This is a genomic window from Streptomyces antibioticus, assembly GCF_002019855.1.
In the GTDB taxonomy this organism is placed as follows: Bacteria; Actinomycetota; Actinomycetes; order Streptomycetales; family Streptomycetaceae; genus Streptomyces; species Streptomyces antibioticus_B.
Map to the genome: position 1 here is coordinate 6,466,580 of NZ_CM007717.1, position 20,588 is coordinate 6,487,167.

16 protein-coding genes are annotated in these 20,588 nt (G+C 73.7%); 10 read left to right on the forward strand and 6 right to left on the reverse strand.

The features are described from left to right. Position 1: 1 nt before the first annotated feature. Positions 2-466, reverse strand: a complete 465-nt coding sequence (locus AFM16_RS29360) for an ATP-binding protein (RefSeq protein ID WP_037875735.1) — start codon at positions 464-466, stop codon at positions 2-4. 281 nt (positions 467-747) lie between these two features. Between AFM16_RS29360 and AFM16_RS29365 the strand changes: the two genes are divergently transcribed. Beyond that, on the forward strand, positions 748-1,575 hold the full coding sequence (locus tag AFM16_RS29365; protein WP_078637124.1) for an enoyl-CoA hydratase family protein: 828 nt from the start codon (positions 748-750) through the stop codon (positions 1,573-1,575). A gap of 7 nt (positions 1,576-1,582) precedes the next feature. Next, positions 1,583-3,865, forward strand: coding sequence for a bifunctional salicylyl-CoA 5-hydroxylase/oxidoreductase (locus AFM16_RS29370; RefSeq protein ID WP_078635261.1), 2,283 nt, complete (start codon positions 1,583-1,585; stop codon positions 3,863-3,865). Between the two features lie 22 nt (positions 3,866-3,887). Here AFM16_RS29370 and AFM16_RS29375 read toward each other — a convergent pair whose 3' ends face one another. Both AFM16_RS29375 and AFM16_RS29380 read right to left on the reverse strand, forming a co-directional pair. Beyond that, entirely contained in the window at positions 3,888-4,703 is an 816-nt protein-coding gene (locus AFM16_RS29375; protein ID WP_030789807.1) for a PaaX family transcriptional regulator, read from the reverse strand. Between the two features lie 15 nt (positions 4,704-4,718). Continuing rightward, a complete protein-coding gene (locus tag AFM16_RS29380; protein WP_078635263.1) occupies positions 4,719-6,434 on the reverse strand; it encodes an AMP-binding protein in 1,716 nt (571 codons plus the stop codon). A 205-nt stretch (positions 6,435-6,639) separates the two neighbouring features. On the opposite strand from AFM16_RS29380, the gene AFM16_RS29385 reads away from it, so the two are divergent. Both AFM16_RS29385 and AFM16_RS29390 read left to right on the forward strand, forming a co-directional pair. Beyond that, a complete protein-coding gene (locus tag AFM16_RS29385; protein ID WP_078635266.1) occupies positions 6,640-7,770 on the forward strand; it encodes an acyl-CoA dehydrogenase family protein in 1,131 nt (376 codons plus the stop codon). Beyond that, entirely contained in the window at positions 7,767-8,168 is a 402-nt protein-coding gene (locus AFM16_RS29390; protein ID WP_078635269.1) for a RidA family protein, read from the forward strand. Before AFM16_RS29385 ends, AFM16_RS29390 begins: the two co-directional genes overlap by 4 nt. A gap of 21 nt (positions 8,169-8,189) precedes the next feature. Here the strand turns inward: AFM16_RS29390 and AFM16_RS29395 are convergent, their stop codons facing one another. Further along, entirely contained in the window at positions 8,190-8,384 is a 195-nt protein-coding gene (locus AFM16_RS29395) for a DUF5999 family protein (RefSeq protein ID WP_030789795.1), read from the reverse strand. Between the two features lie 233 nt (positions 8,385-8,617). On the opposite strand from AFM16_RS29395, the gene AFM16_RS29400 reads away from it, so the two are divergent. Beyond that, positions 8,618-9,043 (forward strand): DUF6299 family protein, encoded by a 426-nt coding sequence (locus tag AFM16_RS29400; protein ID WP_078635271.1) that lies wholly within the window; start codon positions 8,618-8,620, stop codon positions 9,041-9,043. 84 nt (positions 9,044-9,127) lie between these two features. On the opposite strand, the gene AFM16_RS29405 is transcribed toward AFM16_RS29400, so the two are convergent. Then, positions 9,128-9,937 carry a Crp/Fnr family transcriptional regulator gene (locus tag AFM16_RS29405; protein ID WP_078635273.1) on the reverse strand — a complete coding sequence of 270 codons (810 nt, stop codon included), beginning with the start codon at positions 9,935-9,937 and terminating at the stop codon, positions 9,128-9,130. A 149-nt stretch (positions 9,938-10,086) separates the two neighbouring features. Between AFM16_RS29405 and AFM16_RS29410 the strand changes: the two genes are divergently transcribed. From AFM16_RS29410 to AFM16_RS29435, 5 genes are all read left to right on the forward strand, one after another. Beyond that, positions 10,087-11,352, forward strand: coding sequence for an Hsp70 family protein (locus AFM16_RS29410; RefSeq protein ID WP_051780646.1), 1,266 nt, complete (start codon positions 10,087-10,089; stop codon positions 11,350-11,352). A 130-nt stretch (positions 11,353-11,482) separates the two neighbouring features. Further along, positions 11,483-12,544, forward strand: coding sequence for a hypothetical protein (locus AFM16_RS29415; protein WP_078635275.1), 1,062 nt, complete (start codon positions 11,483-11,485; stop codon positions 12,542-12,544). Between the two features lie 2,477 nt (positions 12,545-15,021). Next, positions 15,022-16,977, forward strand: coding sequence for a dynamin family protein (locus AFM16_RS29425; protein ID WP_078635280.1), 1,956 nt, complete (start codon positions 15,022-15,024; stop codon positions 16,975-16,977). Beyond that, positions 16,974-17,885, forward strand: a complete 912-nt coding sequence (locus AFM16_RS29430) for a TRAFAC clade GTPase domain-containing protein (RefSeq protein ID WP_078635282.1) — start codon at positions 16,974-16,976, stop codon at positions 17,883-17,885. Before AFM16_RS29425 ends, AFM16_RS29430 begins: the two co-directional genes overlap by 4 nt. A gap of 1 nt (position 17,886) precedes the next feature. After that, the gene (locus AFM16_RS29435) at positions 17,887-19,440 is read left to right on the forward strand and encodes a dynamin family protein (RefSeq protein ID WP_078635285.1); all 1,554 of its coding nucleotides are present in this window, start codon (positions 17,887-17,889) and stop codon (positions 19,438-19,440) included. On the opposite strand, the gene AFM16_RS29440 is transcribed toward AFM16_RS29435, so the two are convergent. Next, complete coding sequence (locus AFM16_RS29440; RefSeq protein WP_078635287.1) at positions 19,425-20,549, reverse strand: hypothetical protein; 1,125 nt, start codon at positions 20,547-20,549, stop codon at positions 19,425-19,427. The two genes, AFM16_RS29435 and AFM16_RS29440, sit on opposite strands and share 16 nt — an antisense overlap. Positions 20,550-20,588: the final 39 nt, after the last annotated feature.

Here is a 20,588-nt window from a genome sequence, read left to right on the forward strand (position 1 = left end):
GTCAGGACTGCCGTGGCCGCCACTGCGGGGGAATCACCGCCAGTCGGAACCACACCGCCTTGCCCTGTTCCGTGGGGCGGTGGCCGCAGGAGGAGCTGAGGGAGCGGATCAGGAGGAGGCCGCGGCCGTGTTCCTGCCAGGGGTCGGGGTCCCCGGCGGAGGGGCGGGTGAGGTCGCCCGGGGGGACCGGGTCGTGGTCGTGGACCTCGATCTGGCAGCCGCCCGGCCGTAGCTCCACCACCAGCTCTATCGGGGCGTCCCCGGCGGGGGTGTGCTCCACCGCGTTGGCCACCAGCTCCGCCGTCAGCAGTTCGGCGGTGTCGCTGTCCGCTCCGTGCTCCGCTTCCGCCAGCGCCGTGCGGACCAGCGCGCGGGCCACCGGCACGGCCGCGGCGGAGTGCGGCAGCGCGATCCGCCAGGAGGCGGCGGCGTCGGAGGGGCGATCGTGCAAGGCGAGTCCGTTCATGGCGCAGGGTCCCGTGATCGACATCAGGCGGTCCTGCCTTCAACTTCAGGAATGGTACGGCGACCCCCGGCAGAGGTGCACCGCGGGCGCCGGACGGGACCCGCGGCCCCGCTACCGGACGGCCTACCCCTCACAACGGCCGGCCTCGCGGATCCGATCCCGTTGTTACGGCCTTATCGACGACCGGTGACACAGTCCTCCCCCCGGTTCTATCGCGTGCTCGTGACGACAGTCACGTATGAGTGATAACTTCGGGGGTGACCGTCGAGGAGGCCGCCCTGATGAGTCCCTTCACCGGATCCGCCGCTCCCACCCCCCACTGGGAACACCTCCGCGTCGAGCGGGAGGACGGCGTCGCCACCGTCACCCTCGCCCGCCCCGAGAAACTCAACGCCCTCACCTTCGGCGCCTACGCCGACCTGCGCGATCTGCTCGCCGAGCTGTCCCGGGAGCGGTCCGTGCGCGCCCTCGTCCTGGCCGGCGAGGGCCGCGGCTTCTGCTCCGGCGGGGACGTCGACGAGATCATCGGCGCCACCCTCTCCCTGGACACCGCCCAGCTCCTCGACTTCAACCGGATGACCGGCCAGGTCGTGCGCACCGTACGGGAGTGCCCGTTCCCGGTGGTCGCCGCCCTGCACGGAGTGGCTGCCGGCGCCGGCGCGGTCCTCGCCCTCGCCGCGGACTTCCGGGTCGCCGACCCCACCACCCGCTTCGCGTTCCTCTTCACCCGGGTGGGCCTCTCGGGCGGCGACATGGGCGCCGCCTATCTCCTGCCCCGGGTCGTCGGCCTCGGCCACGCCACCCGGCTGCTGATGCTCGGCGACGCCGTGCACGCCCCGGAGGCCGAACGGATCGGCCTGATCAGCGAGTTGACCGAGCCGGGCGACGCCGACCGGGCCGCCCGAGCGCTGGCCCGCCGGCTCGCCGACGGCCCCGCCCTCGCCCACGCCCAGACCAAGGCGCTGCTCACCGCCGAACTGGACATGCCGCTCGCCGCCGCCGTCGAACTGGACGCCGCCACCCAGGCCCTGCTGATGAACGGCGAGGACTACGCCGAGTTCCACGCCGCGTTCACCGGGAAACGGCCCCCCAAGTGGCGGGGGCGGTGACGCCGCGATGCGTGTCGCCGTCGTCGGGGGCGGCCCCGGCGGACTGTACGCCGCCGCCCTCCTCAAACGCCTCGACCCCACCCGCGAGATCACCGTCTGGGAGCGCAACGCGCCCGACCACACCTTCGGGTTCGGGGTCGTCCTGTCCGACGAGACCCTCGGCGGCATCGAACACGCCGACCCGGTCGTGTACGAAGCCCTGCGGCGGGAGTTCGTACGCTGGGACGACATCGACATCGTGCACCGGGGCGTCCGCCACACCTCCGGCGGCCACGGCTTCGCCGCCCTCGGCCGCCGCCGGCTCCTGGAGATCCTCCACGAGCGCTGCCGCTCCCTCGGCGTGGACCTGCGCTTCCGCACCGAGGCCCCCCACCCCGCCCGGCTGACGCAGGAGTACGACCTGGTCGTCGCCGCCGACGGCGTGCACAGCGCGACCCGGGCGGCCCACGCCGACGCGTTCCGGCCGGTGCTCACTCCGCACCGCTGCCGCTACATCTGGCTCGCCGCCGACTTCGCCTTCGACGCGTTCCGCTTCGAGATCGCCGAGACCGAGCACGGCGTGATGCAACTGCACGGCTATCCGTACGCGGCCGACGCGTCCACCGTCATCGTCGAGATGCGCGAGGAGGTCTGGCGGGCGGCCGGATTCGACGCAGGCGACGAGAGTGAGTCGGACCCGCGCGAGTCCGTCGAGCGCTGCGCCAAGATCTTCGCGGACGCGCTCGGAGGACGGCCCCTGAAGTCCAACAACTCCGCCTGGACCACCTTCCGCACGGTCGTCAACGAACGCTGGTCGCACGGCAACGTCGTCCTGCTCGGCGACGCCGCCCACACCGCCCACTTCTCCATCGGCTCCGGCACCAAACTCGCCGTCGAGGACGCCCTCGCCCTGGCCGCCTGTCTCACCGAACAGCCATCACTGGAAAGGGCGTTGAGCGCCTACGAGGAGGAGCGCAGGCCCGTCGTCGCCTCCACCCAGCGGGCCGCCCGGGCCAGCCTGGAGTGGTTCGAGAACCTCGGCCTCCACCTCCACCAGCCGCCCCGCCGCTTCGCCTTCAACCTCCTCACCCGCAGCCGCCGCGTCACCCACGACAACCTCCGGCTGCGCGACGCCCACTTCACCGAGGCCGTGGAGCGGGAGTTCGGCTGCCCGCCCGGCACACCGCCCATGTTCACCCCGTTCCGGATGCGCGGACTGACCCTGCGCAACCGGGTCGTCGTCTCGCCCATGGACATGTACTCCGCCACCGACGGACTCCCCGGCGACTTCCACCTCGTCCACCTCGGCGCCCGCGCCCTCGGCGGTGCCGGGCTCGTCATGACCGAGATGGTGTGCGTGTCCCCGGAGGGCCGGATCACCCCCGGCTGCACCGGTCTCTACACCGCCGGACAGGCCGACGCCTGGCGGCGGATCACCGACTTCGTGCACACCGCGGCCCCGGGCGCCGCGATCGGCGTCCAGCTCGGCCACTCCGGACGCAAGGGCTCCACCAAGCTGATGTGGGAGGGCATGGACGAGCCGCTGCCCGACGGCAACTGGCCGCTCGTGGCCGCCTCCCCGCTGCCGTACAAGCCGGGCGGCCGGACGCCGCGTGAGCTGTCCCGCGCCCAACTCACCGATCTGCGCGAGCAGTTCGCGGCCGCTGCCTGGAGGGCCGCCCGGGTCGGCTTCGATCTGCTCGAACTGCACTGTGCCCACGGCTACTTGCTCTCCGGTTTCCTCTCCCCGCTCACCAACCGGCGTACCGACGCCTACGGCGGTTCCCTCGCGAAGCGGCTGCGGTTCCCGCTGGAGGTGTTCGACGCCGTACGCGGGGTGTGGCCGGCGGAACGGCCGATGACCGTACGCATCTCCGCCACCGACTGGGCCGAGGGCGGCACGTCGGCGGACGACGCCGTCGAGATCGCCCGCGCCTTCGCCGCGCACGGCGCCGACGCCATCGACGTGTCGACCGGCCAGGTCGTCGCCGACGAGACACCGGAGTTCGGGCGGTCGTACCAGACCCCGTTCGCCGACCGTATCCGGCACGAGGCGCGCGTCCCGGTGATCGCCGTGGGCGCGATCTCCTCCTGGGACGACGTCAACTCACTGATCCTGGCGGGCCGTACCGATCTGTGCGCCCTCGGCCGCCCGCACCTCTACGACCCCAACTGGACCCTGCACGCCGCCGCCGAGCAGGGCTACACGGGAGCGGCCGCCGAATGGCCCGCCCCCTACCGGGCGGGCAGCAGGCCGCCGCGCACCGGCCGCACGGACGCGCCCAAACCCCGTCTCACGCCGCTGAGTTGAGACCGAGGTCGGTGGTTGGGGGTCACTCCACCCCGGCGAAGCCCGCGCCCACGTCCCGCAGCCGTTCGTGCAGCCCCTGGAAGACCGCCGCCGACCTCGCGCCGGGCCAGTCGTCGGGGAGCAGCCGGGTCGGCAGGCCGGGGTCGGTGTAGGGGAGGTGGCGCCAGGAGTCCAGGGCGAGGAGATAGTCCCGGTACGCCTCCTCAGGCGGGGTGTCCATCCGCTGCTGCCAGGCGCGCAGCACGTCGGCGTGGCGGTCGAGGAACGCCTCGTGGGCCTTGGCGATGGCCGCCAGGTCCCACCAGCGGGCGACGGCCTCCACGGTCGGCGCGAAGCCCAGATGCTCACCGCGGAACAGGTCGACGTAGGGGTCGAGGCGCAGCCGTTGAAGAGTGTGCCGGGTCTCCTCGGCGAGCCGGGCCGGGGCGATCCACACCCCGGGCGCCGCCGTGCCGAAACCGAGGCCGGCGAGCCGGGACCGCAGCACATGGCGCTTCTGCCGCTCCGACTCCGGCACGGAGAACACCGCGAGCACCCAGCCCTCGTCCTCGGCGGGCGCCGTGGCGTAGATGCGCTGATCGCCGTCGTCGAGCAACTGCCGTGCCTCGTCCGAGAGTTCGTAACCGGCGGCGCCCTGCGCGGTGCGGGCGGGCAGCAGCAGACCGCGGCGCTTGAGCCGGGAGACGGAGGAGCGTACGGAGGGTGCGTCGACGCCGACGGCGGCGAGCAGCCGGATCAGTTCGGCGACCGGTACGGGGCCGGGCGCGAAGCGGCCGTAGGCGCCGTAGAGCGTGACGATGAGAGACCGAGGTGCGGGCTGGTCGGACACGTTGATCATCTTAGGTCGTCGGCATCACTGCTGGTCACCATCGGTCGGGACGACTGCCTCACGGACGCCCGCACCGCCGCCGGGCGGGACGCCGTCCTGCGGGGCGCGCAGCAGGAAACGCTGGAGTTTCCCGGTCGCCGTGCGCGGCAGCGCGTCCAGCAGCACGATCTCGCGCGGACACTTGTACGGCGCCAACTCCGCCTTCACGAAGGCGCGCAGGGCCTCCGTGTCGCGCGGCGCGCCCTCCCGCAGCACGGTGAACGCCACGACCACCTGGCCCCGGTGCGCGTCGGGCCGTCCGACGACCGCCGCCTCGACGACGTCCGGATGGCGCAGCAGCGCCTCCTCGACCTCCGGTCCCGCGATGTTGTACCCGGCCGAGATGATCATGTCGTCGGCGCGGGCGACGTACCGGAAGTAGCCGTCGGGCTCGCGGACGTAGGTGTCGCCGGTGACGTTCCAGCCGTCGCGCACGTACTCCCGCTGGCGCGGGTCGGCGAGATAGCGGCAGCCGACCGGGCCGCGCACGGCGAGCAGCCCGGGCTCGCCGTCGGGGACCGGCGCCCCGGCCGGGTCCTGCACGCGCGCCTGCCAGCCGGGCACGGGGACGCCGGTGGTGCCGGGCCGGATGTGGCCGTCGGCGGCGGAGATGAAGATGTGCAGCAGCTCGGTGGCGCCGATGCCGTTGATCAGCCGCAGCCCGGTCCGCTCCTGCCAGGCCCGCCAGGTCGCCGCGGGCAGGTTCTCACCGGCCGACACACAGCGGCGCAGCGACGAGATGTCGTGCCCGTCGAGGTCGTCGAGCATCGCGCGATAGGCGGTGGGCGCGGTGAACAGCACGCTCACCCGGTGCTCGGCGACCGCGGGCAGCAGGTGCCGGGGGCCCGCCTGTTCGAGGAGCAGGGCGCTGGCGCCGGCCCGCATCGGGAAGACGACCAGCCCGCCCAGCCCGAAGGTGAAGCCGAGCGGCGGGCTGCCCGCGAAGACGTCGTCCGGCACCGGCCGCAGGACGTGCCGCGAGAAGGTGTCGGCGATCGCCAGCACGTCCCGGTGGAAGTGCAGACACCCCTTGGGCCGGCCGGTCGTGCCGGAGGTGAACGCGATCAGCGCCACGTCGTCGGCCGCGGTGTCCACGGCGGTGAACGGGGTGCCGGGTCCCGGCCGGTCCAGCAGGTCGTCGGGTCCGTCACCGCCGTACGTCGTGATGCGCAGCCCGGGTGCCTCCGCCTTGACGAGGTCGTCGACGGCGCGGACGTCGCACAGCGCGTGGCCCACGCGGGCGATCTCGCACATGGTGCGCAGTTCGTGCGGGCGCTGCCGGTCCAGCACGGTGACCGCGATCGCGCCCGCCTTGAGCACGGCGAGCCAGCAGGCGGCGAGCCACGGGGTGGTCGGGCCGCGCAGCAGCACACGGTTGCCGGGGACGATCCCGAGGTCGCCGGTGAGGGTGTGGGCGATCCGGTCGACGCGGGCGCGCAGGTCGCCGTACGTCCAGACGGGTTCCGACGGGGTGCGGAAGACCGGCCGGCCGGGGTCGGTGGGTCCGTCGCCGTCGAGGAGTGCGGCGGCGCAGTTCACCCGGTCGGGGTAGGCCAGCTCGGGCAACTCGAAGCGGAGGTCCGGCCACTGGCCGGGGGGTGGGAGATGGTCGCGCGCGAAGGTGTCGACGTGGGCTGAGCGGGCTGAGCGGGCTGAGTGTGCCGAGCGGGGTGAGTGTGCCGAGTCTGGCGAGACGTTCATGGGCGTTCGCCCCCTTGCCTGGACGGGCTCTCGGGTGGGCGTCGTGGTCGGGCGAGTCCGGCTGGGCTGGTCCGGTGGGGCCGGCTGGTCAGGCTGGGCTGCCTGGTCCGGCCACCCGAGCGTAGCGCGTTGGTGACGACAGTCAACGGGACGCGATATGTTCGATGGGAGTGCCGCCGTACAGAGGCGACGGAGGGGACCTGCGATGCCCGCATTCTCACTCGAACCGGCACAGAACACCTGGTGCTCCGAACTGCGCGCCCTGGCCGCCGACCGGCTGCGCCCGCTCGCCGAGAAGGGTGAACCGGGCCGCGTCAACCATCAGCTCCTCGCCGAACTGGGCCGCCTCGGCCTGCTGCCCCGGCTCTTCACCTCCGGCGCCGTCGACCTCTGCCTGATGCGCGAGTCCCTCGCCCAGGAGTGCACCGAGGCCGAGACCGCGCTCGCCCTCCAGGGCCTGGGCGCCCACCCGGTCCATGCCCACGGCACCCCCGCCCAGCGCGAGCGCTGGCTTCCGCGGGTGGCCGACGGCACCGCCGTCGCCGCGTTCGCGCTGTCCGAGCCCGGGGCGGGCTCCGACGCGGCCGCGCTCTCCCTGGCCGCCGCGCCCGACGGCCGGGGCGGCTGGCGCCTGACCGGGGAGAAGCGCTGGATCTCCAACGCCCCCGAGGCCGACTTCTACACCGTCTTCGCCCGGACGACCGAAGGCGCCGGCGCCCGCGGCGTCACCGCCTTCCTGGTGCCCGCCGACCGCCCCGGCCTCACCGGCACCCCGCTCGACATGCTCTCCCCGCACCCCATCGGCGCCCTCGCCTTCGACGCCGTCCCGGTCACCGCCGACGACGTCCTCGGTGAACCCGACCGCGGATTCCGGGTCGCCATGACCACCCTCGATCTCTTCCGCCCCAGCGTCGGCGCCTTCGCGGTCGGCATGGCCCAGGCCGCGCTCGACGCCACCCTCGACTGGACGGCACAACGGGACGCGTTCGGCGGCAAGTTGAGGGACCTCCAGACGGTCGCGCACACCGTCGCCGAGATGGCCCTGCGCACCGAGGCCGCCCGCCTGATGGTCTACGCGGCCGCCACCGCCCACGACACCGGCGCCCCGGACCTGTCCAGGCGCGCCGCCATGGCCAAGCTGCTCGCCACCGAGACCGCGCAGTACGTCGTCGACGCGGCCGTCCAACTCCACGGCGCCCGCGCCCTGCACCGAGGCCACCTGCTGGAGCACCTCTACCGCGAGGTGCGTGCCCCGCGCATCTACGAGGGGGCGAGCGAGGTCCAACGGGGCATCATCGCGCGGGAGTTGTACGCGGAGCGGGAGGCCGGACGATGACGACGGAACGCGTGAACCCGCCCGAACTCTCCCCGCCCACCGGCTTCTCGCACGCCGTCGTCGCCACCGGCTCCCGACTGGTCTTCCTCGCCGGGCAGACGGCACTGGACACGGACGGAAAGATCGTGGGCGACACCCTGCCCGACCAGTTCGCGCGCGCCCTGACCAACCTGCTGACCGCCCTGAAGGCGGCCGGCGGCTCCCCCGCCGACCTGGCACGCGTCACGGTCTACGCCACGGACGTCCCCGCCTACCGCGCCCATGCCGCCGAACTGGGCCGCGTCTGGCGGGAGTCGGCAGGCCGCGACTACCCGGCGATGGCGGTCATCGGCGTCGTACGCCTGTGGGACGAGAAGGCCCTCGTCGAGGTGGACGGGTTCGCGGTGCTGGATGCGTGAGCCCTGCGGCGGGAGGGTGGTTCAGGCCGCGGTCGTGAGGTGGCGGGTCTGCCAGCGGTGCGGGGTGACGACGCTGCCGTCGGGGTGGAGTTCGCCCGAGTCGTCGAAGACGATCGTGCCGTCGCACAGCAGGCTCCAGCCCTGTTCGGGGTGGGCGGCGACGACGTGTGCCGCGGGGGTGTCGGCGGTGGGGCCGGAGAGCGGGTGGGAACACATGGCGCACCTCCACGTCGGTGGCGGCCGGCCGTACGGCCGGCCTCGCATAGGACGACCTTGCGCCCCTCGCGCGGCCGCCGCCAGTGGCGGGCCGCGAGCGTGACAGCACCAGGACATCCCCGGGACGGTTCGCCGACGACCGGTGCGGACTCGCCACCGAAGGGGTGACGGTCACCGCGCGGAGCCCGCCCGCCCGGTACCAGTGGAGCCCCCCCCACAACAGGAGGTCTCCCATGCAGATCCGCCCTGCCCTGGCCGCCGCCGCGAGCACCGCCCTGCTGCTGCTCGCCGGCGCGGCACCCGCCGTCGCCGACCCGGCCGAGAGCGTCACCGTCGACGCCACCGGCCGGGTCGCCGCCGACGGCACGGTCACCCTCTCCGGCACCTACCGCTGCGTCGCCGGCACGGACCCCGTCTTCGTCAGCTCCTCCGTCCGGCAGGGCTCCGAGGACCTGCGGCACGGCATCGGCGGCACGCGCGCGGTGTGCGACGGCACCGAGCACACCTGGCAGAACACGGGCCGCACCAGCCTGACCACGCTGAAGCCCGGCGCGGCGGAGGTCGAGGTCACCGTGATGGAGCTGAGCACCGCGAGCGGACTGCCGCTGCCCCGGTTCCACGCCGTCGGGCACCAGGACGTCACGCTGACCGAGGGCTGAGCGCCCGCCCCTCCCGGCGGTGGCGGCCCGGACAGCCCTCCCCTGGCCGTGTCCGGGCCGTACCGCCCAGCACCGCTTCCGTCGTCACGAGGTCTCCCGCGCGGCGATCGTCCGCAACAGAGCCGGCTCCCGGACCAGCACATTGCGGTAGCGGGTGGTGACAGCCCCCGTGTCCCGCAGCGAGCGCAGCGCCCGCTGCACGCTCGCGTCGGAGATGTTCGCCAGCGCCGCGAGGTCGGTGTGGCTGAGCGGCACACTGATCCGCAGCCCGTCCGGCGCCGGCTGGGCGTGGTGCTGGAGCAGATAGTCCAGCACCCGCGCCACCCGCGTCGTCGCGCTCCCCGAGGCCGCGTCGACCCGGTACCGCGTGGCACCGCGCAGCTTGCCCGCCATCGCCCGGTGCATCGCCTCCGACGCGTCCGCGCTCGCCCGCAGATGCTCCCGTAACGCCCGCGCGGTCATCACCCGCGTCAGGGTCGGCCGGACCGCGGTCACCGTGGCCGACCGCGGCCGGTCGTCCAGCGCCGCCAGCTCACCGACGACCTCGCCCGGCGTCCGCAGCGCCAGCAGCACCGTGCCGCCGTCCTGCGCGTCGCTGGTCACCTTCACGCAGCCCGTCAGGATCAGGAACGGAGACGTCTCCGAGGACCCCTCGCTGATCAGCCGGTCCCCGGCCGCGAAGGTCACCGGGCGACCCAGCCCGAGGAACCGCTCGGCGGCGTCCGGCGGCAGCTCGGCCAGCAGACTGCCCGGCGTCCAGTGGTATCTGCCGCCCGGGGAACGCCCGCCGCGCCCCTGCCGTGTCGCCTCGCTGCGCACCTCGTCGGACCTCCCCCGAAGCCGGGCGCGGACCGATGACCGCGGACCGACGGCCTGCTGCCCGGATGTCGTCATGTGACCGGATTCTGCCCGTCCGAAGTGCTCAAGATGTCAGAAACGCCGATACCCGTACGGCGGCACACGGGGTGTCCTATCTTCGTGCGGCGAACGGGCACGGCGGGTCGTAGGGGACGGCAACGTGCCCGTGGGGGCTGGGGGGTTCCTTGAACGCGTTCGCGTCCGGGCGTGCGTCCGGTGACGGGTGTGGAGACGGTGACACGGGGGACGGCCGGCCGTGGTCGCTGTCCGTCGACTTCGGCACGTGCTTCACCACCGCCGCAACCGCCGTTGCCGGCACCGCCGTCGGCGCGACGATGCTGGAGTTCGAGAACAGCCGCTGTCTGCCGTCGGTCGTCGCCCTGGCCGCCGACGGCACACCGCTCACCGGCCGCGCCGCGCTCCAACGCGCCGTCAACCGGCCCGACATGACCGAACGGGCGCCCAAACGGGCCCTGGTCCGGCAGGACGCCGTCCTGCTCGGCGGACGCGCGGTGCCCACCGAGGAACTGGCCGCCGCCGTCCTGCGCCGGGTCCGGGAGGCCGCCGTCGCCGCGCACGGCGGTACGGCGCCGGCCCGTACCGTCCTGACCCACCCGGTGCGCTGGGGCGCCACGGAACTCGCCCGGCTCACCCGGGCGGCGGCCCTGGCCGGCATCGAGGAACCCGAGCTGCTGCCCGAGCCGGTGGCCGCCGCCCTGCACCACACCCGCACCGCCGATCTGCCCGAGGGCGCCTGTCTGGCCGTCTACGACCTCGGCGGCGGCACCTTCGACACGGCGGTCCTGCGCCGCACGGCCGACGGCTTCACGACCGTGGCCGTCGGCGGCGACCCGGACCTCGGCGGCGAGGACCTCGACGACCGTCTGACCGACCTGCTCCGCGAACGGGCGGTCGCCCGCGACCCCGACCCGTGGAAGGAGCTGACCGAGTCGACCGAACCGGCGTCCACCGCTCAACTCGCCCTGCTGCGAAGGGAGATCGTGGCCGCGAAGGAGGCGCTGTCCACCGCCGGGTCGGTCGAGATCGCCGTACCCGGCTACTCCGAACCCTTCTTGCTGCGCGCCCATGAGTACCGGGCCGCCGTCGCACCGCTCCTGACGCGCAGTCACGAGGTGCTCGCGGCGACCGTCGCGGAGGCGGGCGTCGAACCCGCCGATCTGCACGCCGTCGTCCTCACCGGGGGTGCCAGCCGTACGCCGCTGATCTCCGACCTGATCGCCGAACGCGAGGGCAGGCTCCCCGCGCTGAGCGCCGACCCCAAGGCGACGGTCGCGCTCGGGGCGCTTGTATCCAACGCCGTTACCAGGCACGCGAGTTCACGGGCTCGTGGGGCCGAGGTCGCCCTACGCGGACCGCGGTACCTGCGGCCCGACGGCGACCCCGACTTCGAGTTCGGGTTCGCGTTCGACGCCGATTCCTACGACGACTGAGCCGTCCGTTCCCCATCAGCCATCAGGCCATCAGCCATCAGGCCACCAAGTCATCAAGTCATCAAGTCGTCAGGCCCATCAAGTCATCACGCAATCCCGCCATTACGCCATCACCCAGGGACCGATCGCCATGTATCAGGCACCCCGTATCACCATGACCATGCTCGGCGCCTCCGGCTGCGGGAAGACGACGTATCTGCACGGCATGTACGCCGTCCTCTCCAGCGGCCTCAACGGCTACTTCCTCTACGCCACCGACCCCGACAAGGACCTCGACCTCGCGGACGCGTGGGACGAACTGTGCGTGGCGGGCACCCTGCCCGACGCCACCGATGTGGAGCCCCTGGACTACGAGTTCGCCTTCAAGCACGGCATGACCACCCTGCTGGAGATCGACTTCCAGGACTACCGGGGCGGCGCCGGCACCGAACGGATGCGCGCGACCGGGGCGTCCGCCGACGTGGCCGCGCTGAAGGAGCGGCTGGCGATCTCCGACACCATCATCCTCACCCTCGACGGGCAGCACGTCGCCGAGTGGATCAACGACGCGGCCGACGGCACGCGCAACCGGTCCGGGGACCCCATGCACATCGCCCGCTTCTCCCGCGCGATCTCCACGGTCGTGGAGACCCACGTCCAGGAGGGCAACCAGACCCCGGCGATCATCGTGCTGATCACCAAGACGGACCTGCTCGCGCAGATCACCGGCCGGCCGACGCGGGACGCGCTGGACGTCGTACGGCGGAATCTGTTCGACCTCGTGCCGGTCCTCGCCCACCAAGTGACGGTGCTGCTCTGCCCGGTGCAGATCGGTTCGTTCGGGCTCGACCGCGAGGACGCGCTGAAGGTACGGCCCGACCAGGTCAACCCCAAGAACCTGCACAAGCCGATCTCCTTCGCGCTGATGCACTACCTCACCGAGCGGCTGCCGCGGCAGCAGCAGGCCCTGAGCGGTCTCGACCATCGGCTCGAAAGCCAGCGGCAGGAGGTGGAGAGCCTGCGCAACGGCTTCCTCGGCCCCTGGATCAAACGCGGCCGGATCAACGCCCTGGAGTCCTCCATCGACGCCGACCGGGAGCGGCGCGGCGAGACCGCGGGCGAGATCAGCGGGGCGCGCGTGTGGGCCGAGCAGATGGCCGAGGACCTGCGCACGAGCCCGATCTATCGGGACGGAAAGCTTCAGGAGGACTGACCGATGAGCGAACGATCACCGTCCGACGCCGACGAGTGGTACGCCGTGGTCTACGGCCGTACCCACCAGGTCGACGAGTGGTGGCGGGCGCTGCCGCCTGGCATGGGGGCCGCGGGCCCGGTGGGGCAGGCGGTACGGGCCGCGGTGGCCGGCGGGCGCCGACTCGCCGCCGGGCCACGGCCGTTGCTGGCCCGCGGTGCGCATGGCGTGCTGGTGGGCGCGGCCTGCCGGATCGAACTGATCGACACCGAGATGGCCGCGGAGCGGCACGGCAGGCCGCTGTACGGCTTCGTCGGCTGGCACCATCCCGACCCGCGCAGGCCGGTGCCGCCGCTCGGTGTGCTGGCGGAGGGGTTCGTGCCCTGGGCGGGCGACGCGTACCGGCGGTACGTCGGGCCGGTCTGGCGTGCGCGTGCGGCACCGCTGCTGACGTCGGAGCCGGGGTCCGCGCCCTGGCCGGCGGCGCCGTCCGGCGGTCGGGACCCGGAGTGGCCGCCTGCCCGGCCCTACACCCTCCACCTCCTGCCGCAGACGGAGGCACGACGCTGGTGGGACGCGGCCGCCCGCACGGAGGTGCCGTGCGTGCTGGCCACGGGCTGGCAGGTCTCCCGCGACGCCGACCGCACGGTCCTCACGCACGCGTGCGGCGCGGACATCACGACCCCGCAGACGGTCCACCACACGCCCCCACCGCCGGCGCCTACGACCCCAGTCTCATCAGGCTCCCAGCGCCCCCAGGGCCTACGCGACAAGGCCAGACGAGCGGTGGGCCTCGGAACGGCGGGGGAGGAACGGCGGGATGCGTGGGATGAGCAGAGGGAGGCACAGGAGAAGGAACGGGCCGCGCAGGAGAAGCAGCGGGCCGCACAGGAGAAACTGCGGGCGGCGCAGGAGGCGGAGGAGGGCGCGCGCGACATCGCCGGCCGATTCCTGCGGGGTCTGGCCCGCCTGGTCCAGCCGGATCCCCCACGGCAACAACAGGAATTCGGCGGACTGACGGGCAGGGCGGCTTACGAGGAGGAGGACGACGACTTCTACGACCCCGAGTCGGAAGCGCGCCTGCGTGCGGCCACCCCGCCCCGCCCCACCCCTCCACCCGAGGGCCCCGTCTTCGGCCGCACCCGCGAGGTCGCACCCGAGAACGCGGCGACCTCCGCCTTCGACGAATGGGACGACGCACCACCACCGCCCGCCCCCACGCGCTCGCCAAAGGCCGTCGCCCCGGCCACCGAGCTGGGGAGCCAGGCCCCCGCAACGCACCCGACACAGCCCGGACCTGCAGCCCGCCGCCAGGGAGAGCCGGGGCCCGTCGTCCCGACGGAAGACCCTGGCAGTGTCACCGGGCCAGGGGACTTCGGGTCCGCGACTTGGCAGGGTGAGCACGGGCCTGCCGCTCCACCGCGAGACCCGGGGCGGGGCGGGCCGCAGGAGGAGCCGGGGTTCGTCGCCCCGGGCCCTGTCGCTGGGCCGCAGGGGACCGGTCTGGGGGAGCCGGCGTCTGTTGCTTCGCAGGGTGCGCATGGTCCTGCTGCCCGGTCGGAAGGACGCGGTTCCACCGCTTGGCCGGGGGAGTTCGGCCCTGCTGCCGGGGCGGGAGAGCCCAGTCCCACCAGCCGACAAGAAGCCTCAAATCCTGCTGTCTGGCCGGGTGTTCCCGGCACTGCCGTGGGGGCGGGGGAGCCCGGGGCCGTCGCGCGGCATGAGGGGGCCGACTCGGCGGCTTGGCCGGGAGGGTTCGGTCCTGCCGTCGGGTCGGGGGTGCCCGGCCCTGTCAGTCGGCAGGGAGCCCCTGCGCCTGCTGCCTGGCCGGGAGATCCCGGCGCCGTAGTGAGGCTGGGGGAGCCGGGGTCCGACGCCCGGAACGAAGGGGCCGACTCGGCTGCCTGGTCGGGGGAGTTCGGTCCTGCCGTCGGGTCGGGCGTACCCAGTCCTGAGCCCGTAGCCCGACAGGGAGACGTCGGCTCTTTTGCCGGGCCGGGGTCTGCCGGGTCTGTCGCTCGGCAAGGAGAACCCGGGGCCACGGCGCCCGGCTCCGCCGACCGGTGGGGAGAGTTCGGGCCCGCCGTCGGGCAAGAAGACCCTGGCCGCGCCATCGGACCGGCGGGCTCCGGGCCCACCACCAGTAGCCCTGCCGCCCGGCAGCAAAAGCCCAACCCCCCTGCCTGGTCGGGGGATCCCGCGCCCGCCACCTCGCAGGGTGCCCCTGGCTTCGTCAACCGGCGCCCCGATGCCGCCCGGCCGGGAGAGCCCGATCCTGCCGCCCCGCAGGGGTACTACGTCCCCACCGCCCCGCCCGGCGCCCCCGGCCCCGGAATCGCCGCCCCGCCGGCAGCCCCCGCACCAAGCGCCCCGCCGCACGCCTCCGGTCCCGCCGGTCCACCGGACGTCTCCGGTCCCGCCGGCTCGCCGGACGCCCCCAGCCCCACCACCCCACCGGACCCCCCGAACCCCACCACCCCGCCGTTGGGAGAGAACCCATGACCCCCGACCCGCACCCCCTCCACCACGAAGTCCTCGCCTTTGCCGAAGACGCTGCCCAGTTGTTGGAGCGGGCCGCTGCCGCGGCTCCGGCGGCGCCCGAGGGGACTCCGGCGATTCGGGGTGGTGGTGGCGTCGCCTCACCCCCGCCGAACACCGCCGAAGGCGCTGCCGCCGCTGCGATACGGGAAGAGGTCGCCGTCGCCCGGGAAGGTGCGGCAACCGTCGTCGTCGTAGGGGAGAAGAAGCGCGGCAAGAGTTCACTGGTGAACGCCCTGGTCGAGCACCGCGACCTCCTGCCCGTGGAGGTCGACGTGGCGACCGGGGTGCACATTCTCGTGCGGCATGCCGAGAAGCCGCACGCGATCGCGTACGTCGACGGTGGGCAGAGCGCGCGGCCCATCGAGTTGGACGATCTCACCGAGTACGCCGCCGTGGACCCGGACAGTCAGGCGCCCTACCGCGGGGACATCCACCACGTGGAGGTGGGGATACCCGCTCAACTCCTGGCGACCGGGCTTCGGTTGATCGACACACCCGGCGTGGGCGGGCTCGTGTCGGGGCACGCCCGGATCACCATGGCCACGCTGCACCACGCCGACGCGCTTGTCTTCGTCGTCAACGGCTCCTCCGAACTCACCGCCTCCGAGCTGGCGTTCCTTGAACAGGCCACCACCCGCATCGCCGAAGTGGTGTTCGTGCTCACCCAGACCGACAAGTACCGTTCCTGGCCGAGCGTGTTGGAACGCAACCGGGAGCTGCTCGCCCGGCACGCCCCGCGCTACGCCACCGCCCCCTGGTACCCGGTCAGCAGCCGCGCCCACCAGGACGCCCTGACCGCGCTCGCCCGCGGCGACGAGGAACGCGCCGCCAGGCACATGGCCGCCGACGGCTTCGTCCCGCTGCGGTCGGCGCTCACCAGCCGCGTCGCCGTGCGCGCGGCGGAACTCCGGCTGGCCAACATCGTGCACGTCGCCCGCGCCGGCCTCGCCCCGCTCGCCGCCGCCGAGGAACGCCGGCTGCGCGCGCTCGCCCAGGACCCCACCCTCGTGGACGACATCCAGCGCCAGCGGGACGCGCTGCGCGCCCTCCAGGACTCCGACGCCCGCTGGCGCGGTCTGCTCCGCAAGGCCACCCGCGAGCTGGAACGCCGGTTGCGCACCGGCTTCCGGCGCAACGTCAACGACCTGCGCCAACTCGCCGACGCCCGCATCGCCTCGCTCCCCGGCGCCGAACTCGCGACCGCCCTGCCCCGGGACCTGGAGGCCGGCATCGAGGCGGTGTGGATGGACCTCGACCACGCCACCCGCGACGGCGTCGCCCGTCTCACCGCCCTGATGGAACGCGAGTGCGGCCTCGGCGACGAGGAGTCGTTCGAGGGGCTCGCCCGCCCCGACCGGCTGACCGCACTGCCCCCGCTGGTGCGCTCCACGCACGACGGGGACGGCGTCCTCGGCACCGTCGAACGGGTCGTCCCGGCCCTCAGCACCGGCGCGCTCACGGTCGCCGTCGCCGCGATGGCCACCTCCGGCGTCCTGCTGCCGCTCGCGGCCGGCTTCGGCATGGTCACCCTCCTCTCCAGGCGCCGCCGCGACCGCGACGAACTGGTCCGGGCCCGCGGCGACGGCAGCCGCTACGCGCAGCGCGTCATCAGCGAGTTGGAGACCGAGGTGCCGCCCCAGATCACCCAGGCCGTGGACGAGGTCGGCGAACGCCTCGCCGAACGGCTCGGTGACCGCATCACCGCCCAACGCCGCCTGCTGGAGGACGAACTCGCCAACCTCCAGCGCCACGCCCGCGCCTCCAAGGAACAGCGGGACGCCGAACGCGAGCGCGCCCAGCGCCGGTTGGTCGCTGTCACCGGCCTGCTGCGCCGCGCCGACGACCTCACTCACCGCCTCGGCACCGACCCCGGTGCCCCCGGCGGACCAAGCACCTCGGGGGACCGCACATGAACATCGTCATGCTGGGCCACAGCAACGCGGGCAAGACGACCTACATCGCGATGATGTACGACCTGATGCGCCGGGGCTACGGCGGCTTCAAGATCCGCGCCCAGGACGGCGCCCTGGACCGCGAACTGCGGTCCGCCGCCGACGCCGTACGCCAGGGCAGCTACCCGCCGCCCTCCTCCCGCCGCGAACAGCACGTCTTCCGGCTCTCCCACGGGCGGCGCGCCGTCGCCGACTTCACCTGGACCGACTACCGCGGCGGCGCCCTGAGCAGCCGTACCGACGACGAGGAGACCTCCCGGGTCCTCGCCGAACTGACCGAGGCGGACGGCATCGTCGTCTTCGTCGACGCCCACCACCTCGCCGAGGACGCGCGCGGCGGCCGCGAGGTGCGACGGCTGACGGTGCTGCTCCAGCGGGCGATGGAGGGCCGCACCAGCCGTATCCCGGTCGTGCTCGCCTACACCAAAGCGGACCTCCTGCCGCCCGGCGACGCCTGGGCGCGCGCCACCGCGCCCCTGGACCCGCTCCAACGCTCGCTGGACGGCGCCGCGATGGTGCGCGCCGCCACGGTCGCCCTGTCCTGCGGGCCGCGGCCGGCCGGGGTCCAGGTGCCGGTCCTCTGGTGCCTGGCGCAGCACCTCAACATCCGGGTGGAGGACCTGGAACACGAACTGGCCGTCAGCCGCCGCCTCGCGGAGGAGGCGAAGAACAAGTCCGGGCTCTGGAACAGCTTCGTCTCCACCCTGGACGGCGTGGAGAGCGAGTACCGCAAATGGCAGCGTCACGAACAGGAGGCCAAGGCGGAGGCGAAGGAACTCGCCCCGCTGAAACGCCCGGCGAAGCGGTTGCTGGCCGCGCTGGAGAAGGCCCGCACGCACACCGCGCCACCCGTCCCGGCCGGGCGGTGACATGACGGCGGCGCACAACCCGCGGCCGGACGACGGCGGCGACGGCGGCCGCGAGCAGGGCGAACTCTGCGCGGCGGCCACCGACTTGGTGACCACGGCCCTCAAGTCCCTCACCCCCAGCCCCGATCCGGAACCGGGCTCGGTCGTCGCCGCCCTGGAGGCCGTACGGGACCGGCTGGCGGAGGGGCGGCTGCGGATCGCCGTCGGGGGCCGGATGAACGCCGGAAAATCCACCCTCGTCAACGCCCTGCTCGGACAGCGGCTCGCGGCCACGGCCGCCACCGAGTGCACCATGGTGGTGGCCTGGTTCCGCCAGGGCGTACAGAACAAGGTCCGCGTCCAGCGGCTCGACGGCCGCGCCTACGACGTCCCCGCGCACCCCGGCGGCGGCATCCCGCGCGAACCGGGCCGGCTCGGCAGCCCACCGGACGAGATCGCCGAACTCCTCGTGGACGTCACCAGCAGCGAACTGACCCGACGTCATATTCTCATTGACACCCCGGGGATGGACACGCTCAGCGGTCTGGACGAGGTCGCCCTGCGCGCCCTCTCCCGGGCGGACGCCCTGCTGTACGTCATGCCGCACCCCGGCGCCGGGGACGCGGAGGCCCTCCAGTCGCTGCGCCGCCAGGCCGGTTCCCGGATGACCGCGATGAACGTCCTCGGCGTCCTCAGCCGGATCGACGAACTCGGCTCCGGCACCGGCACCCCGTGGCCGCGCGCCCGCCGGGTGGCGGCCACGTACACCACCCGTCTCACCGGCATGGTCTCCCACATCGTCCCCGTCGTCGGCCTGCTCGCGCAGACCGCGGGCGGCGACGAGTTCACCGAGGACGACACCGCGCTCCTGCGCCAACTCACCGACGTACCGCCGGATGTGCTGGAGGAGGCGCTGTACTCGCCGGAGGAGTTCGCCGAGTGGACGGACGGCCCGCTGGACCGGGCGGCCCGGCTGCGTCTGCTGGACCTCCTGGGCGTCTACGGCATCGCGCTCGCCGTCGGCCTCCTCACCGGCGCCGACGGCCGCCCCGCCGTACGCGGCACCGGCGCCCTCCTCGAACGGCTGCGGGAGGAGTCCGGACTCGACGCGCTCGTACGGGAGATGGACGAACGGTTCGTGTCCGCGGCGGACCGGCTGCGCGCCGCGTCCGCCCTCCAGTCCCTGGACGACCTGACCCTCGCCGCCCAGGCGGTCCCCGCCGCACGCGAGGCATGGGCTGCCCTGCGCTCGGGGGTGACCGCGCTACGCCGACATCCGCTCCTTCGCCAGACCGAACTGGGCTCAGCCCTGGCCGAGTTGGCGAACGGCACGCTGCCCCTGGGGGACACCGAGACGGCCGCGCTGGTCGCCCTGGCGACGGGCACGGACGCCGCGTCCTGCCTCCGCCTGCCACCCGACGCCCCGGCCCACGACATCGCCCGCGCGGCGGCACGAGAGGCTGCCCACTGGCGGACCCGGGAGGCGTCGGGCCCCCGCGCGGTACGACGGCACGCCCGCACCGCGCGGGAACTGTGCGAGGAGTTCCACTTCCGCAACGCTCACCAGTCGGGGTGATGCGGATCGACCGAGAAGCTGCCGGACGCGGGGTCGTCGTGGGGGAGGGGCTCGTCGGGTTCGTGACGGCAGGTGTCGTGCTCGTACGTGTCGTGGGTGTCGTGGTCGTAAGGGACCGGCGTGTGGGTCTCGTACCAAGTCCCTTCGTCGGTCCCGGTATCGGTCCCGGTGCCAGTCCCGATTTCGACCACGGACCCCGCCTCCCCGACATGCCCGTAGTGCTCGCCCCAGTCGTGGGACACGACGTGGTGGGGGTGAGGATGCGGGCTGTCCACAACATGGTCGGCGGTCGTCGTCGCCACGGTCTCGGCGGCGTCCGCCGCCCGGTGGCCGGTGGACGGCTGATCGGCGGACGGCTGATCGGCGGAGTGCGCGGCCGCCTCCGCGCCGGGCAGCAGCAACAGCGTTCCGCCGACCAGGACGGCCGCCGCACCGGCCCGCTGGGCGAGCGACCGCCGGGGCCGGGCCAGCGGCGCGCCGACGGGGACCACCGGGAAGCCCAGCGGGGCGGTACGGCCGCGCGGCAGGGCGCCCAGCCAGGCGTCGGCCGCGAACTTCTTAGCCTTGATCTCCACGCGCACCTTGCGCAACGCGTCCGGCGGCAGTCCGCCGGCGCCGCGTTCGAAGACGTCGTGGTAGAGGTCGTCCGGCACGATGAGCGCCATGTCGCTGCCCTGCGCCACGGCGAGTTCCTTGCGCAGCGGGGCCGAGTCCAGCAGCCGGGAGGCCAGTTCGACCGACCAGGCCACGAACCCGAGCTTGGCCGGCCGCACCGCGCCCTGCGCCAGCGCGACCCGTAACCGGATCACATGCTCCTCCGGCACCCGGGCGTTGAGCAGCGGCAGCATGTCCCGCAGCCCGAGGATCAGCCCCGGAACGGCCCGGTCCTCGTCGATCTCCGGTGGCAGCAGGAGCAGTTGGCCGTCCCCCCGGTCCTGCCGCTCGCAATCACGCCATCGCAGACCGGCGTTGGCACACGCCTGGTCCAACGCGAGCGCCACCCCGTCCTGGACCTTCGCCTGGGCGTCGTAACTGCGCCCGCTGTACCGCTCGACATCCACGACCAGACACAGCCTGCGCCGACTCTCGACACGCCCGCCGTCACCCATGGACCCCCCACTCCTAGCCCCACGGGCAGCGTAGCGACG